At 25.7% G+C, this 16,574-nt stretch carries 13 protein-coding genes; 7 read left to right on the forward strand and 6 right to left on the reverse strand.

The features are described from left to right. Positions 1-78 precede the first annotated feature (78 nt). The gene (locus tag Q1K13_RS02435; RefSeq protein WP_300347500.1) at positions 79-1,914 is read right to left on the reverse strand and encodes a beta-N-acetylhexosaminidase; all 1,836 of its coding nucleotides are present in this window, start codon (positions 1,912-1,914) and stop codon (positions 79-81) included. A 156-nt stretch (positions 1,915-2,070) separates the two neighbouring features. On the opposite strand from Q1K13_RS02435, the gene Q1K13_RS02440 reads away from it, so the two are divergent. The 3 genes from Q1K13_RS02440 to Q1K13_RS02450 all read left to right on the forward strand — a co-directional run bounded on the left by Q1K13_RS02440 (position 2,071) and on the right by Q1K13_RS02450 (position 5,870). After that, the gene (locus Q1K13_RS02440; protein WP_300347501.1) at positions 2,071-2,886 is read left to right on the forward strand and encodes an AraC family transcriptional regulator; all 816 of its coding nucleotides are present in this window, start codon (positions 2,071-2,073) and stop codon (positions 2,884-2,886) included. Between the two features lie 169 nt (positions 2,887-3,055). Next, complete coding sequence (locus Q1K13_RS02445; RefSeq protein WP_300347502.1) at positions 3,056-3,568, forward strand: ferritin; 513 nt, start codon at positions 3,056-3,058, stop codon at positions 3,566-3,568. 304 nt (positions 3,569-3,872) lie between these two features. Beyond that, positions 3,873-5,870, forward strand: coding sequence for a KUP/HAK/KT family potassium transporter (locus Q1K13_RS02450; RefSeq protein WP_300347503.1), 1,998 nt, complete (start codon positions 3,873-3,875; stop codon positions 5,868-5,870). 37 nt (positions 5,871-5,907) lie between these two features. Here the strand turns inward: Q1K13_RS02450 and Q1K13_RS02455 are convergent, their stop codons facing one another. Next, positions 5,908-6,264 (reverse strand): hypothetical protein, encoded by a 357-nt coding sequence (locus tag Q1K13_RS02455; protein ID WP_300347505.1) that lies wholly within the window; start codon positions 6,262-6,264, stop codon positions 5,908-5,910. 126 nt (positions 6,265-6,390) lie between these two features. Further along, a complete protein-coding gene (locus tag Q1K13_RS02460; protein WP_300347506.1) occupies positions 6,391-8,340 on the reverse strand; it encodes a GTP-binding protein in 1,950 nt (649 codons plus the stop codon). A 182-nt stretch (positions 8,341-8,522) separates the two neighbouring features. On the opposite strand from Q1K13_RS02460, the gene Q1K13_RS02465 reads away from it, so the two are divergent. Further along, positions 8,523-9,545, forward strand: coding sequence for a lactonase family protein (locus Q1K13_RS02465; protein WP_300347507.1), 1,023 nt, complete (start codon positions 8,523-8,525; stop codon positions 9,543-9,545). Between the two features lie 293 nt (positions 9,546-9,838). Here the strand turns inward: Q1K13_RS02465 and Q1K13_RS02470 are convergent, their stop codons facing one another. Next, on the reverse strand, positions 9,839-10,630 hold the full coding sequence (locus Q1K13_RS02470; RefSeq protein ID WP_300347509.1) for a histidinol-phosphatase: 792 nt from the start codon (positions 10,628-10,630) through the stop codon (positions 9,839-9,841). A 238-nt stretch (positions 10,631-10,868) separates the two neighbouring features. Between Q1K13_RS02470 and Q1K13_RS02475 the strand changes: the two genes are divergently transcribed. Continuing rightward, entirely contained in the window at positions 10,869-11,489 is a 621-nt protein-coding gene (locus tag Q1K13_RS02475; protein WP_300347510.1) for a methyltransferase, read from the forward strand. A 28-nt stretch (positions 11,490-11,517) separates the two neighbouring features. Beyond that, entirely contained in the window at positions 11,518-12,972 is a 1,455-nt protein-coding gene (locus tag Q1K13_RS02480; protein ID WP_300347511.1) for a cation:proton antiporter, read from the forward strand. Positions 12,973-13,014: 42 nt separating this feature from the next. On the opposite strand, the gene Q1K13_RS02485 is transcribed toward Q1K13_RS02480, so the two are convergent. Together Q1K13_RS02485 and Q1K13_RS02490 are read right to left on the reverse strand one after the other, a co-directional pair. Beyond that, positions 13,015-14,928 carry an FUSC family protein gene (locus Q1K13_RS02485; protein ID WP_300347513.1) on the reverse strand — a complete coding sequence of 638 codons (1,914 nt, stop codon included), beginning with the start codon at positions 14,926-14,928 and terminating at the stop codon, positions 13,015-13,017. Between the two features lie 74 nt (positions 14,929-15,002). Continuing rightward, a complete protein-coding gene (locus Q1K13_RS02490; protein ID WP_300347514.1) occupies positions 15,003-15,815 on the reverse strand; it encodes a MerR family transcriptional regulator in 813 nt (270 codons plus the stop codon). A 145-nt stretch (positions 15,816-15,960) separates the two neighbouring features. On the opposite strand from Q1K13_RS02490, the gene Q1K13_RS02495 reads away from it, so the two are divergent. After that, positions 15,961-16,467, forward strand: coding sequence for a flavin reductase (locus Q1K13_RS02495; RefSeq protein ID WP_300347515.1), 507 nt, complete (start codon positions 15,961-15,963; stop codon positions 16,465-16,467). The last annotated feature ends 107 nt before the right edge of the window (positions 16,468-16,574 follow it).

Genomic DNA, 16,574 nt, shown 5'->3' on the forward strand with positions numbered 1-16,574 from the left:
TTTATAAAACAAAAGAACTCTACCCTTTAAAATTAAGCCTGTAGAGTCCTTTTAAATTTAATATAAACTTCAAAAAAATTATTTATTATCTCTTAGGAAATTACATACATATACTATTACTTCTCTTATTCTACGTAATTCGCTTTCTTTATTTTTCTTTCTCCAAAGATTTGAATAATCATAAAACCAAAGTTCAAATTCTTCAGCAAGTTTAAAATTGTCTATTTCTATTGGTATTTCCTTATTAAAATCAATCTTTGATACAACTAATAATACCTTATTTATAATTTCCCAACCCTTAGCTGATACTATAAAACTTTGTAGACTTTCCTTATCAGAAACTTTATTTAAAAGTCTTAAGAAATCTTTTCTACATTCAATAGAAACTTCATATCCTCTAATTAACTTATTTACATCTATTTTTTCAAAATTTCTTCTAAACCCATCATCTTCTAATTTTTCTTTCCACCAAATAAGCTCTCCCCATCCAGCAACTTGATTTTTAGAAAGCTTATCCATTATACCAACTAAGGACATTGATTCATCACCAAATTCCATAAGTGATATTGATTTAAATAACTCTTCAAAATCCCCCTTATTAGGATTCCATGAAATTGAAGCTCCATATATCATTGATGGTATGGAGTTAGCTAGTAAATTTATATTTCCAAAATCTCCCCAGTTAGTATTTAATACACCAATTGCCCCATATTTTTTACCATGATCAACCATTCTACTTATATTACTAAATGATCCTTCTATAAGATTCATCATCATATTCCATCCACTAACACCTGGACAAACATATTGTAATTTATCATACTCAGATGTCATTTTTACAGAATATCCACTAGCTTCTGAAGAATAATTCCAAGTTAAGCATATTAAATCTTCTGGAATATCTTTTAAAAGGTCTGGATATCCAACTATTATATCTCCCCAGAACATAACTTTTTTATTATGCTTTTTAACTATTTTATAAATCTTGTTTAAGAAATCAGCATATAATCTTCCAACACCTACTTTTTCAGCCTCTTGTCTACTCTTTCCTTTTCCTAAATCAAAAGTTTCATCACAACATATATTAAATTTATCTGAAGTAAATAAAGGAATATATTGCTCTAGCATATCTTCAACAAATTTTATACTTCTCTCATCAGTAACATTTAATGTATGATGGGCCATTCTATCTATAAGAGAATATTCAAAGTCAACTTCTTCTAATTCACAAAGCTCTCTAAAAGATTTAGTTCTTAAAGCTTCATATAAATGTCCAAAAGTTGAAAGTGAAGGAACCAATTCAACACATCTATCTTTACAATATTTATCTAAAATTAAAATTTCCTCAGCTGTTAAAGGATCTTTATCTAACCATAATTCACTCATTCCTTTAAATGCAAAAGTATGTTCAATATAAAGTTGAAGTTGGTTTAATTTATAAAATGACGCCTTATCAACTAACTTCTTTAATGTATCTAAGGTTTGGACCTTACCTCTAGTTATATCATGATAAAATCCTCTAAACTGAAAGAAAGGCTTATCCTCTATTTCAACAGCTTTAATAATAGCACCATATTCTCTAACTAATCCTTCTAATGTTTTAGTTCCATAGAAAATACCCTCTCTTTTTCCTTCTATAACAATATTGTCTTCTGTAACATTTAACTTATACTCTTCTTTATTTTCAAAATCCCCATATTTTAAAATTATTGAATTTTTATATTCTTTTCCTAATAATACTTTATTTATATTAAGCTTAAATCCTAAAGTTTTCTCTATGCTTTCTTGTAATATTAAGGCTGTTTTTAAATCATCAAAGCTTACATTTCCGCTTAATATTATCTCAGTATCTCTTTCAATTATAAATTCACCATTTTTCTCAATTATACTACTTGGTCTAGGTATTAAATGCATAAATATATCCCCCTTTAATCTTTAAATATTTATTAATTTTTATAACAAACTAAAATTTTATGATAATGTTTACTATAATTATATTATTAGTTTCTATTAATATTAAGTATTAATTTTGCTTTATATTAACACAATATTGCTTTAAAGGAGTTTTAAATGAGTAATTACATATATGAATATCATATTCATGTTGATCCTAATTTCCCAATAATATTTCACAAAGATATTCTAGATGAATATAGACCTAGCATTTACATGCATTATCATGAAAATTTAGAAATACTCTATTTTTTAGAAGGAAAGGCAAATATAAACTGTGACCATAAAGTTTTTGAAGCTAAAAAAGGGGATATTATTATTCTAAATTCAAATGAACTTCATTCTATTGACTCAATTAATTCTAGCTGTATTTATTATTGCTTAATACTAAATAAAAAATTAATATTTCCTAATGAACTTTTAAAAGAAATTAGGTTTAATTCTAAGATAAATGACTCTTTTATAGAGTCAAAATTTAAATTCATAGAATCAGAAATGAAAATGAATAAAGATTTTTTTAAAGAATTTATAAAAAGTGATATTATTCAAATTTTAATACATCTTTATAGAAATTATATATCCGAAGAAAACATAAAATTAAATCCTAAAACAAATAATAAAATATCTCTAGTAAAAGAAATTTTATCTTATCTTAAGGATAATTATAAGGAACAAATTTCAATAAAAGATGTATGTAATCATGTTTCCTTTAGTAAATATTATGTATGTCATGTATTTAAAGAGATAACAGGCAAAACTCTTTTGGACTATATTAATTTTTTAAGATGCTTAAATGCTAGGAATTTAATGCTTTACAATGGAGAAAGTTTATCAGAAAGTGCTTATAAAAGTGGATTTAATAATCTCTCTTATTTTTCTAAGACATATAAAAAGCATTTAGGCATTCTTCCTTCAAAGGAAAAAATCCCATAAATATATAAATATTCTAAAATTATATGTATACTCTAGAATTTAAGAGATAAATAGACTTTTATTATTATAAAAGTAATAATTTTAAATAATAAACTTTGTTATTTAGTTTGATAAAATAATTTATAAGTAATAAAATAAACTCATAAAATAAAAAAGAAGGTGTACATATATGTTAAGTAAAAATTTGTTAAATAAACTTAATGATCAAGTTAATTTTGAATTCTATTCATCATATACTTACCTAGCAATGGCTGCATATGCTGAATCAGTTGATTTAAGTGGTTTTGCAAACTTCTTCAGAGTTCAAGCTCAAGAAGAATTATTCCACGCTATGAAATTTTATGATTACATATTCCAAAAAGGTGGAGTTGTTAAATTAGAAGCTGTTGAAGGACCAAATATTGAGTTTGAAAACATAATAGATGCATTCCAAAGAGGATTTGAACATGAACAATTAGTAACTAAAAGAATTTATAGTCTTGCAGATGTTGCTTTTGAAGAGAAAGAACATGCTACAATGAGCCTACTTAACTGGTTTATCGATGAACAGGTTGAAGAGGAAAATAACTTTAGTTCATTATTAAAGAAAGTAAGAAGAAGTGAAGGAAATCCTGCCGCTCTTTATATGATGGATGATGAATTAGCTACAAGAGTCTTTACACCACCTACAACTACAAAGTAAAATTTAATCAAAATAAAAATAGCCACAGAATTTTTCTATGGCTATTTTTATTTTTTATTGGAATTTATTTGAAATTAAACTTCATTTTTGTTAATTTTTCATGTTTTTTTTTATCAATTTTTCCTTTGTAAATGTTTTTATAAAACCTATTTCATTTCTTTTCCATAATTACTTTACACTTCTTTCTAATGGTGTTAGTATAAATTCTATCGAATTTAAATATTTTGTGTACACAATCAACATTTTATTAACATTTATTTAATTTAAGTATAATTATAATATTTTAAAATAGAGGAATAAAACAATGAGTACTAATAAAAATTCTATTGAAAAAATAACATTGGGAGGATTTCTAATAGCATTAGGTGTGGTTTACGGAGATATAGGTACTTCTCCACTTTATGTTATGAAATCAATAATTAATGGAAATGGTGGTTTAAAGAGTATTACCCCTGATTTTATATTAGGTGTCTTGTCTCTTATTTTTTGGACAATGACCTTGTTAACAACAATAAAGTATGTATTAATTACTTTAAAAGCTGATAATAAAGGAGAAGGAGGAATATTTTCACTTTATACCTTAGTTCGTAAAAGAGCTAAATGGCTTATAATACCTGCTATGATAGGTGGATCGGCTCTACTTGCTGATGGTATGTTAACACCGGCAGTTACAGTAACATCATCAATAGAAGGATTAAAAGTTCTTCCTAGCTTCAACTCAATGTTTGGTAATAATCAGGATATAATAATAACCATAGTAATTGTTATTATTAGTGTATTATTTTTTATACAACATTTCGGGACAGAGATAGTTGGAAAGATATTTGGACCTGTTATGTTTATTTGGTTTGCATTCTTAGCTATTATAGGAATTGTTAATCTTTCAGGAAATCTTTATCTTTTAAAAGCACTTTCTCCTCACTATGCAATAAAAATTCTATTTAGTAGTCAGAATCATTTAGGATTCTTTATTTTAGGAGGAGTTTTCTTATCAACAACAGGTGCAGAAGCCCTTTATTCTGACCTTGGACATGTTGGTAGAAAAAATATTTATTTAACTTGGCCATTAGTTAAGATTTGCTTGCTTTTAAACTATTTTGGACAAGCAGCTTGGATACTTTCAGTTACTGAGGACACTAGTCTTCATAAAGTTAAAAGTTTAAATCCATTCTTCCAAATGATGCCTCATTGGTTATTATTATTTGGAGTAATAATAGCTACTTTAGCCGCTATTATAGCTTCTCAAGCCTTAATATCAGGTTCATACACACTAGTTTCAGAGGCTATAAAATTAAATCTATTTCCAAGACTTCAATGTCTATACCCTTCAAATTCTAAGGGTCAAATTTATATGCCATCTATAAATAGAATCTTATGGATTGCATGTATAGGAATAGTTTTATATTTTAGAAGTTCAGATAACATGGAAGCTGCATATGGTCTTTCAATTACAGTTACAATGCTTATGACATCAATATTGTTATTTAACTACTTATTAAAAATGAAAACTCCAAAACCACTTGCTTTACTTGTGTTAATATTCTTTGGAACTTTAGAAACTTCATTTTTAATATCAAGTGCTGTTAAATTTGAAAAAGGTGGTTTTGTATCTGTTTTAATAGCCTTAGTTATATTAAGTATAATGTTTATATGGATTAAAGGTCATTATATTAAAATGGGATTATTAGATTATGTACCTATTGAAAATTATAAAGATCAGTTAAAAGTTCTTAAAGATGATACAGATAGACCTAAATATTCAACAAATTTAGTTTATCTAACATGCTCAGAAAATTCAAAAAGAATTGAAAGAAAAATAATGTATTCAATACTAGACAAAAGACCTAAGAGAGCTGATGTTTATTGGTTTGTAAATGTTGTTGTAACAGATGAGCCTTATACTGCTGAATACTCAGTAAATACTTTTGGTACAGATTATATGGTTAAGGTTCAGCTTAAACTTGGATTTAGAGTTAACCAAAAACTTAATGTTTTCCTTCGTCAAATAGTTGGAGAACTTATGGAAAATGGTGATATTAAGATTCAAAACAAAAAATATTCAACAATCCCTAATAGACATGTTGGTGATTTCAGATTTACTCTTATAAATGAATGTTTATCAGCCGAAAGCCACATAAAAACTTTAGATTCAATTGTTATTAGAGCTAAACTTTTCATTAAGAAATTTACTGTTTCACCTGCTAAATGGTTTGGTTTAGAATCTAGTGAAATTGAAATTGAAAATGTTCCTTTAATTATAGGATATACAGAACATACTCAGTTAACACGTGTTTCAAAATAAATAAAAAGTGATATATCTAAAAAGATATATCACTTTTCTATTTAAATTTTTTCATCATTTCATCTCTATTTCTTTTATTTACATAGTTTGTAAATCTCATCTTAAACCTTTCTATTTCCTTAAGTTTATAGAAGTTATTTAAATCAAAAGTTAAAAATAATGTATCCATTATTAAGTAACTTAAGTCTTTTAGGTTATTTTTATTTTCTTCATCTACTTCTATATTATCAACTTTTAATTTTAAATCTCCAATTGTATTTTGAAAGTTTTCTAAGTTACTAATTACAAAATCTTCACTAAATCCTTCAAAATTTTTACTTACTAGCTCCTCTATAAAATCAACATAGTTTTTGTTTGTTTCTAAGTATTCTTCATATATACTTACTAATTCCATATTATATTCACCTCATATTTTTTGTCATTTCTCTAAACTAAATTATAACTAAGAGTTTTTTAGTTGTCTAATAATAAAAGTTATCTCCTTATGTGAAGTGCTTAAACCTTATATACCTCTCTCAAATTAAGTTAAACAGTGCATATATTTTTTAGCTTCTTCTCCTTTTACTAAATACGACTGCCCCTTTGAACAAAATATTGATGTAGAAGTATAGTCTATATCTTTATTTCTATCATATCCCTTCTCTTCAATAACCTCATCTTCATTATGACAAACTTCATATCCATGGAATTTTAAGCTTAAGCCTCCCTTTCCCTTTGTGAAACTTTGAAATTCCATACCATAGTTTATGAAAGTAGCTACTGGACCCACGCCTTTTATAATGGCTCTATCCCCTTCTATAATTGGTTCAGAGAACTCTCCGCTCATCTTCTGAATATCAGTCATAACTCTTCCTATAAAATTAATATCAACATCTATTTTAAAGCTATAATAAGGTTCTAACAAAATATTTTTCCCACTTTCTAACCCTTGTCTTAAAGCTCTTTTAGTAGCTTCTCTAAAATCTCCTCCACTTGTATGCTTATTATGGGCTCTTCCTGTTAAAAGTGTAATCTTAATATCTGTAATTGGAGACCCTGTAAGTATTCCTCTATGCTCACATTCAAATATATGAGTTCTTACTAAATTTTGATTTCCAACTGTTAAGTCATCTGTATGACATTTATTTTCAAAAATTATTCCTGAATTTCTTTCTAAAGGCTCAATTTTTAAATGCAACTCACTATAATGGCCAAGAGGTTCAAAATGACCATAACCTATTACAGATCCCCCTAAAGTTTCTTTATATAAAATTTCTGGTGTTCCAAATTCAACATTTTCATTAAATCTGTTTTTAATACTTTCTTTAAGAACTTCCAATTGAACCTTTCCCATAATATTTACCTGTATCTCTTTAAGACTTTTATCAAAGGTAACTTTTAAACTTCTATCTTCACTTTCTAGTATTTTAAATAAACGAAGCATTTCCTTTGAATTTACTTCCTCTCTATATATAACTTTAGACTTTAATGTTGGAATCATATTGTAATCTTCTAAGGAATCTATACCTATCCCATCACCTGATTCCAACCCTTTAATTCCTACTACTCCAAAAACATCTCCAGCCTTAATTTCATGAACTAACTCATATTTATTTCCATTATAAATTCTAAGTTCATTTACTTTTTCACTTACTTCCTCTTCACCCTGTAAATAAGTTAAATATTCCTTAGTTTTAAGTTTTCCACTTAGTGCTTTTATAAAAGTTATTCTACTTCCTTTTTCATCATATCTTACCTTAAAAACTCTCCCTGTAAATTGTGAATTTTCATCATAATTAGTTAAGCTTAATTCATCAAACCAATCTATAAACTGAACTACGCCTTCATCTAACAAAGCTGACCCTGAAAATGAAAATGTTGTTTCTAAATTTTTAATCAGTTCTTTCATCTTTCTAAATAAAATCTCTTTGGTAAGTTTTCCATCAAAATAAGAACTTAAAAGCTCATCATCCTTTTCTGCAATTTCTTCTAAAGATTCTTCACTAAACTCCTCATTAATTGAAGTATTAATATAAACAATATTTTCACACAACTTACTTTTTAACTCTTCATTAACCTTAGATACACAAGCTCCCTCTCTATCAACCTTATTAATAAATATAAATGTTGGAATTTTATATTTTCTTAAAATCTCCCAAATAGTTTCAGTGTGCCCTTGTACCCCCTCTACTGCGCTCACAATTAATATTGCATAATCTAAAACACTAATTGCCCTCTCCATCTCTGGCGAAAAATCTATATGTCCTGGAGTATCAATTAAAAAATATTCATTTTCTCCCTTATTAAACTTTGCAATTTCTGAATAAATTGTTATTCCTCTCTCTTTTTCTATTTCATTATTATCTAAATAAGAATTTTTATGATCTACTCTTCCTCTATTTCTAATACTATTTGTATGATATAATAACTGCTCTGAAAATGTGGTTTTCCCTCCATCAACATGGGCAAGTATTCCAATTGTCTTCTTCATATTTATTTCCTTTCATGTAAACCAACTTAACAATCTTTCATAATATTTTATAACTTTACTATTTTATCTTTATATGGTATAAAAAATATTATTTAGAATTTTTGTTAACATATATTTTATATAATACAATATAGAATATAAAATTAACAATACAATTAAATCAAAGGGGGCTTAAAAAAAAAATGAAAAACTCTATTGCATACATAGGTACCTACACTAATGGGGATAGTGAAGGAATCTATAGGTTATCATTAGATTTAACTAATGGAAATGTAAATGATATTTCCTTAGTTGCTAGATTTGGTAACCCTACTTACTTATGTATAAATAAAAATAAATTATATACTGTTGGAAATCCATTTTCAGTAGATACTTTAGGAGGGGTTGCTTCCTTTAACATAGAAGATGATTACTCTCTTAAATTAACAGGAGCTAGTTTAACTCAAGGAAAGGCACCTTGCCACATAAATATTATAGAACATGAGATACCTTTAATAGTTTCAAGTAATTTTCATGAAAAATCCATAAATACTTATTCACTAAATGAAACAATGGATATAGATAGAAGCTTAAGTTCTTTTATACATAATGATAATTCAAAAATACACTTTGCATCATTGACACCAGATAGAAAATTTTTATGTGCAATAAATATTGGTATGGATAGAATTGAGCTTTTTAAAATAAATTCTAACAACTCATTAACTTATTTAAAAAAATTAGCTTTTCAATGTGATAAAGGATGTGGACCTAGGCATATAGAATTTTCAAAGGATGGAAAAAATGCATATGTAATATGTGAAAATAGTTCAGAAGTAATAATTCTAAGATACTTAGGAGAAAATGGCTTCCATCTAGTTCAATATAATCATATTCTTCCAAATGGTTTTAATGGACAAAATTATGGGTCTACAATTAAAATAAGCTCCTGTAACAAATTTTTATATGTTTCAAATAGAGGATTTAATGGAATTAGTGCCTTTAAAATCGACCAAAAAACTGGTACTTTAAAACTTATAAATCACTATAGTTCATATGGAGACTTTCCAAGAGACTTTACTCTTACCCCCTGCGAAAACTACTTAATAGTAGCTAATGAAAAATCTAATAATATAACTATATATAAAAGAAATGAAGACGGAACACTAAAATTAATAAATAAAGATATATCTGTTCCTTCTCCAACTTGTATAAAATTCATATAAAAACAAAAAAAATAAATTTCAATAAACAATATAAAGCTAATTAAATGACTACATCAAAATATAATAATAAAACTTACAAATAATTTGAAAAGAATATCTAGATGTGCTTTAGAATTTAAATTATTACGTAGAAAATATCGCCTTAAAAAGCTTAGACTGCTTAAAGCGTAGCAAGTTTATAAGCTTTAGTGATATTTTCGAAGTAATGATTATAAATTCTTAGCAAAATCTAGTAATTCTTGAAATATATTTGTAAGTTTTATAAAAAACTATTTTTATGTCAGCCCTTAATCTTACTTAGTTTTATTTAATTCTAAACTTTCTATTACTTCAAGTCCATTTTCTTTAGCAAAGTTAAGTCCAATATAAAGATCATGCATTTCACATGGATTATGTGCATCTATCCCAACTATTCTTCTAACATTGTATTCTTTTGAAAGATTCCAAAATTCCTTTATTGGATATTGATATCTTTCTCCATTATTATAAAGTATTTTTTCTTTTCTCATACCATTTATATTTATTTCAATAGGAATATTCATTTCCTCAGCTGCTTTTAAAATTCTTTTTGAAGCCTCTTTAGAATGTTCATCCCAATTCTTATAAGTCATTCCAAAAAGGTCTGGATGTGCTAAATATGAAAAATACCCACTTTTTATTGCTTCTACAACAAAATCAGCGTAAATCATAAGTGATTCAGGGGTTAAATCAATAGCTCCAATATAAACCCATTCTCCTTTGTAAGGGAAAAAATGTACTCCCAAGGCTAAATAATCAACCTTATATTTTTCTTTCAACTCCTCATAAAGCCAATGAAAATCTTTAAAGTATTCACATTCTATTGATTTTTTTATAGAAATTTCTTTTCCATATTTATTTTGAGCTTCTTCTATTTTTTCAAAATAATCTTTTAAATCTTCATAAGCCATTCTATGATAATTATCTATATTTTTTCCTGGATGAGGTAAATGATCTGAAATCCCAATCTCATCTATTTTAGCATCTATAGCCGCTTTTACATAATCTTCTATTTCTCCTGTTGCGTGATTACATCTATATGTATGTGTATGATAATTGCTTCTCATTTTATTTCCTCCTCTGTTTATTACTTATTTCATTTATTATTTTATCTAATACTAAAACTTTAACCAAGTTCAAATTTTAATTCTATTAATAGCTTAAGTTATATGTGGTTAAATTTACTTCCTCTAATTGCCCTTAACTTAAAATGTCTAATTTTAAATTAGGCTTGCCTTATTTAAACTAAAATACTATACTGTTATGAGACAATTTAATAATAACTTTATGAGAAAGAGGATTAAAATGAATGAACAGTATTATGAAAAATTGCTTAATATAAAAACATCAGGTGAACAAAAAATCTTTAATGAATCTCTTCATTACAATAGATATGAACCTACTTCTTATGCTGTTTTAAAGGCACTTTGTGATAACTTAGAATTTAATGAAGAAGACTCTTTAGTTGATTTTGGATGTGGAAAAGGCAGACTTAATTTTTATTTAAACAACTTATACAATATAAATGTTACAGGAATAGAAATGAACAACTTCTTTTTTGAAGAATGTTTAAACAACAAAAAATCATATTTATCAAATTTCAAAAATAAAGAAGATAAAATTCAATTCTTAAATTGTTTTGCTGAAAAATATAAGGTTCAAAAAAACGATAATAAATTTTATTTTTTCAACCCATTTTCAGAGCAGATTTTTATAAAAGTTGTTGGTAATATTTTAGATTCTTTACTTGAACATGAAAGACAGGTTAATATAATACTATATTATCCAGCTGAAGATTATCTTTATTATTTAGATAACTATACTATATTTTCCCTTAAGAAAGAAATTAAAATACCAAATAGATATGATAAAGACCCTAGAGAAAAAATTGTTATTTATGAATTAAGCTATATAAATTTAACATAAAACTTAGAAGAAAAGAGATGATTTTATTATGAGTACAACTATAAATTATGATTCATTGTTAATTTTATCTGTTGTGGCATTCTTTACTCCATTTTTAGTATCAAAGCTAAAAAGAATAAAAATACCCTATCAAGTGGGAGAAATATTCATAGGTATTTTGCTTGGTAAAAGTTTTTTAAATTTATTAAAACCAGATATATGGATTTTATTTTTATCAAACCTTGGATTAGCATACTTAATGTTTTTAAGTGGTCTTGCCATAGATTTTGATGAACTAAAACTTAACGAAGGAGAATCTTTATATGATTCAAAATTATTTACAAGTGTAAAAATGTTTATTGTATCAATATTAACAGCATTTATACTTTCTTATACCTTAAAATTTGTTGGTATCTCAAAAGGAATGTTATTCTTTACCCTATTATTTACAGCAGCAGCCCCCGGACTTTTGGTTCCAATATTAAAGGCTAAACACATAATAAATAGTAGCTATGGTCAAACATTACTTGTTTTTGGAATAATAACTCAATTAGTCAGCTTAATAGGAGTTACTTTTGTTTCTTCAATAGCAGTTAATGGTGTTACATTAAAAAGTTTTACATTCTTAATAATATTTGTGGTAGCTATAATAGTCTACTTCTTAGCTAAAATAATATTTAAAGTGAATGATTTTTCAGCAATGGCTTTTAAAAATCTCCACCTTAGTGTTAGAGGGGCCTTTGTACTTGTATTAGTATTAGTAGTTGTGGCTCAAAAGGTTGATTCTGAAATTATACTTGGTTCATTCTTATCAGGTATGGTATTTTCTTTAATCGTTGGTAAGGCTAAAGAAGAAATTTCTCATCAGTTAGACGTTGTAGGATACGGTTTCTTAATACCAATATTCTTTATAATGGTCGGTGTTAACGTTGATTTAAGAGCAATAGTTGAAAATCCAGGTTCAATTGCTAAAATACCATTTTTTGTTCTTATATTCTTCTTAGTAAAATTTATTCCATCTCTATTACTAAAAAAGAAATATGGAATGAAAAATTCATTAGCAGCCTCAATGATTTTAACCGCCCAACTTAGCTTAGTAATTGTAGGTGCTCAAATGGCTTTAAATTTAGGATACATAACTAATGCCGATTATTCTGCATTTATAGTTACAACAGTTGTAACTTGTATTCTTTTCCCTATATTATTTGAAAAATTTATAGTAACTGATGATCATACTACTGAAATTATAGATGATGATGAAAAAATAATAATACGTGAATTTGTTATAGGAAGCCACTACTATATAGGTAAACCACTTAAAGAATGTAAACTTCCATCAGGATGTAGAATATTCTCAATAATAAGAGATACACATGAATTTATGCCTAATGCAGACACTGTATTAGAAGCAAATGATTTAATAATACTTGCTGGAGTTAAGCATGATGTAATTAGTACTATAGACATGTTGTCAACTTGTAACTTAACATTACCTGAAGAATAAAATACAGAGGATATGCAAATTAAAGCATATCCTCTGTATTTTTTAATTGCTACATACCAAATTGCTTATTCTATTCATTTCTACTAATTCATTAAATAATTTATAAGTTAATATTATAATTAACTTATGCTCTTCATCTTTTGCTTTATTAAGTTCTTCTATTGCTAATTCTTTCAATTTTTCACTACTTACACAACTCTTAAATTTATGGAATTTATTTTTAAATAACTCCTTATTTCTTTTTAGAATTTCATCTTTCATAAAGAAATCTAAATCTACTATAAAATCATTTTGCATTAAAAGTAATTCTTGAATAAATTTTGATTTTAATTCTTTATTGTTAAAATTTATTTTTTTCCACATATAATTGCTAATAAAAGTTAATAAATAGAAGTTCTCTTTTTTATTCTCTTCACTATTTATTAAATCACTAACTATTTTTTTATTTATATCTATGTACTTTTCTATTGATTTATTTGTTTGCTCCTTTATTTTATAAGGAAATATAAAATTCATAACAAATGCTACTAATATTGAAGCTACTACTATAAAGAAAACCCTATATTCACTTAAGACATAATAAGGAGTATGCATAGGATCCATTAGTCCAGCCATAAGTAATGCATTTAATGTTATAAATATACATCTTATTTTATATTGTATTATAGCTATACTTAAGTACATACAAACTACTATGAATGCAATTACTAATATAATATTAGATTGTATAAAATAAAATACTATATTAAATAAAACTGCTCCAACTATAGTACCCACTACTCTATCCTTAGCCTTTTTGGTACTTTGCTCAGCATAAGGTAGAAGCAATAAAGATATTGTATAAAGAGCCCATTGTCCATCGTAAATCTTGAAATAATTCACTATAAATACTGAAAAAGATAAGGTAATAGCCCCCTTAATAGCTAAATTAAACCTTAAAGATGTCATCTTTAAACTTTTTCTTAAACTCTCTTTATTAAATTTTGCTGATTTTATTAAGTTAATTCTATTAATTATGTATTTTTTAACATCATCTTCATCAACTTCAATCTCTTTTAATAACTCTTTTGTATTTAGCTTTATATTATAGTAATAATAACTATCTATATTTAGAGATAAATCTAAATTTTCTAAATCATGGAGATATGCATTTAATGCCTTATTTAACTCATTTAAGTCATTACTCACTATATATTTTTTTATCGAATCTAATAATTCATTAGTTCTTTCAATAATGTGCTTATTTGATTCCTTAAGCTTTAATTCTAAAACTGTATAATTTAATCTCTTTAAATATATTACAATTAGGTTTTTTAAATAGACAGAATATACTTTATCCCTATCAAGCTCTAGTCTTTCATGTACTCTTATTTCTAAGTCTTTTATCATAGTACCGACTTTTTTTCTATTTTCTTTATTTGTCTCTCCATCTTTTAATATTAAGTTTATATTATAAGAAAGTAAATCTATACATCCTTTAATAGATTTATTAAATATAGTTTCAAAATTATATCTAGCCAATATGTAATATAAAATCATTATAACTATTCCACCAAATATCAAAGCAATAACTCTAATAAAAAGTTGTGAACTTTGTATTGGTTGATATAGCAAAAACAAATAAAGTTCTATAAAACCAATTGCTTTAGCTGGTTTTGTATCATAACTAAAACCAAAATATATAACAAACGAAACTATAAGCGTTATTATAACACCCAGTATTATATTTAAGCTTGCTAAATATGCACTAAGACCAACAAAAAGTTCCACTCCTATAAAATATAAAGTGTTGCGTATAGGATTAATTGTATAATCTTCTCCAAACATAGTAGCTACAGTAATTACAGCTGCAAAGGCTATAAAAAGATTATCTTTTCCAAAACATACTGTAAATAAAGCAATAGAAACTAAAGACACTAAAAATACTTTTAAATACATAAGTTGTTTTTTTAGCATAATTTCACCTTCTCTTTAGTTTTTCTTATTTAATAATAAAGTCTAGAGTTACTCTAGTGTCAAGTGCTAACTTATTATTTAAAAAATATTATTATATTAAAATAATATTTTGCTTTGTCTTTACTTAATAAATAGCTTCTTTCATTTACAAATATTAAGCTATCTTTTCCATTAATCCATATTTTAGGTAAGTTTTTTATATAATTTTTAACCTCTTTTATTGTACCTAAAAAGGCTAATTCTACAAAATTTCCTTCTAATATAAATTCATTATTACCTTCAGAGTTTTCTTTAATTATTTCAAACAATTCATTATTTTCATCATTTTTTAAGATACAAAAACTATCTAATGGAAATACCATTTCATTACCATTAAAACTCCCCTTATAATAATATTCTGAATTTATACCATCAATTTCAATTGAGTTCATAAATCTTTTAAACTCATGGTTTTCTAATATCAAATCACTTTTTACAAATAGTATATTTCTTTTTTCATAAACTATATTTAAAGATTTGATATCATATATATTTTCATGAAATTTTATATTGTTAATTCTCTCCTTGCTACTTTTTACTCGCTTTTTCAAATGTTTTAAGTTTAATATTTTTTCATCTATTAATTTTTCTTGGTCATTTAAAAGAGAATAATATCTATTTATATCTCCAGATTCAAAAATTTCTTTAATATCTTCTATATGAATCCCTAAATATCTAGATCCTAAAATTATAGAAAGCTGATGAATATGCTTTGGCTCATAATATCTATACCTATTTTTTTCATTTATGATAGGTTTTAATAATCCTATTTTATCGTAATATCTTAAAGTATGTATGCTTACTTTAAACATATTACTAACTTCTCCAATACTAAATCTATTTTTCAAAATTATTCCTCCATTTAATTTAACTAATAAAAAATATAATTTTTAACTTTAACCAATTATTATTATAAACAAAAGTTTTTTTAAAATCACATATTTGATATAATTTTAGAAGATACTTATATAATTATTTGGAGGATATAATACTATGAATAAGTTCCACGAAATTAAAACAGAAGAGCTAAATGAAAGTCCATTTAAATTAATAGGAAAAGACTGGATGCTTATAACTGCTGAAAAAGAGGGAAAAGTTAATACTATGACTGCTTCATGGGGTGGTCTTGGAGTAATGTGGGGAAAAGATGTTGCATATGTTGTTATAAGACCTCAACGCTACACTAAAGAGTTTGTAGAAAATTCAGATACATTCTCTCTTACTTTCTTTGATGATGAATACAAAAAAATATTAGGTTATCTTGGTAAAGTTTCTGGAAGAGATGAAGATAAAATAACAAATTCTAACCTAACAATCTCTCATTCTAATAATACACCTTACTTTGAAGAAGGAAAAGTGGTTATAGTTTGTAAAAAACTATATAATCAAAAGTTAGATCCTAAATGCTTCTTAGAAGATGGTATAGATGAAAGATGGTATAAAGAAAAAGACTACCATATTTTATACATTGCAGAAATAAAAAAAATACTTGTAAAATAAATAAAATTATAATTAAACTATATTATATATAGTTTAAAATCACAAAAATAAACAGCAATAATCAATAAATTATTGCTGTTTATTCAAAGTGATAACCACTTATCCTT

Source organism: Clostridium sp., from assembly GCF_029267215.1.
Lineage (GTDB): Bacteria > Bacillota > Clostridia > Clostridiales > Clostridiaceae > Sarcina.

Coding starts and splice junctions, on each gene's coding strand:
- Q1K13_RS02465 (WP_300347507.1), top strand. CDS start 8,523: ATGAAAAACTCTATTGCATACATAGGTACCTACACTAATGGGGATAGT.
- Q1K13_RS02485 (WP_300347513.1), bottom strand. CDS start 14,928: ATGCTAAAAAAACAACTTATGTATTTAAAAGTATTTTTAGTGTCTTTA.
- Q1K13_RS02445 (WP_300347502.1), top strand. CDS start 3,056: ATGTTAAGTAAAAATTTGTTAAATAAACTTAATGATCAAGTTAATTTT.
- Q1K13_RS02470 (WP_300347509.1), bottom strand. CDS start 10,630: ATGAGAAGCAATTATCATACACATACATATAGATGTAATCACGCAACA.
- Q1K13_RS02450 (WP_300347503.1), top strand. CDS start 3,873: ATGAGTACTAATAAAAATTCTATTGAAAAAATAACATTGGGAGGATTT.
- Q1K13_RS02475 (WP_300347510.1), top strand. CDS start 10,869: ATGAATGAACAGTATTATGAAAAATTGCTTAATATAAAAACATCAGGT.
- Q1K13_RS02440 (WP_300347501.1), top strand. CDS start 2,071: ATGAGTAATTACATATATGAATATCATATTCATGTTGATCCTAATTTC.
- Q1K13_RS02435 (WP_300347500.1), bottom strand. CDS start 1,914: ATGCATTTAATACCTAGACCAAGTAGTATAATTGAGAAAAATGGTGAA.
- Q1K13_RS02455 (WP_300347505.1), bottom strand. CDS start 6,264: ATGGAATTAGTAAGTATATATGAAGAATACTTAGAAACAAACAAAAAC.
- Q1K13_RS02495 (WP_300347515.1), top strand. CDS start 15,961: ATGAATAAGTTCCACGAAATTAAAACAGAAGAGCTAAATGAAAGTCCA.
- Q1K13_RS02480 (WP_300347511.1), top strand. CDS start 11,518: ATGAGTACAACTATAAATTATGATTCATTGTTAATTTTATCTGTTGTG.
- Q1K13_RS02460 (WP_300347506.1), bottom strand. CDS start 8,340: ATGAAGAAGACAATTGGAATACTTGCCCATGTTGATGGAGGGAAAACC.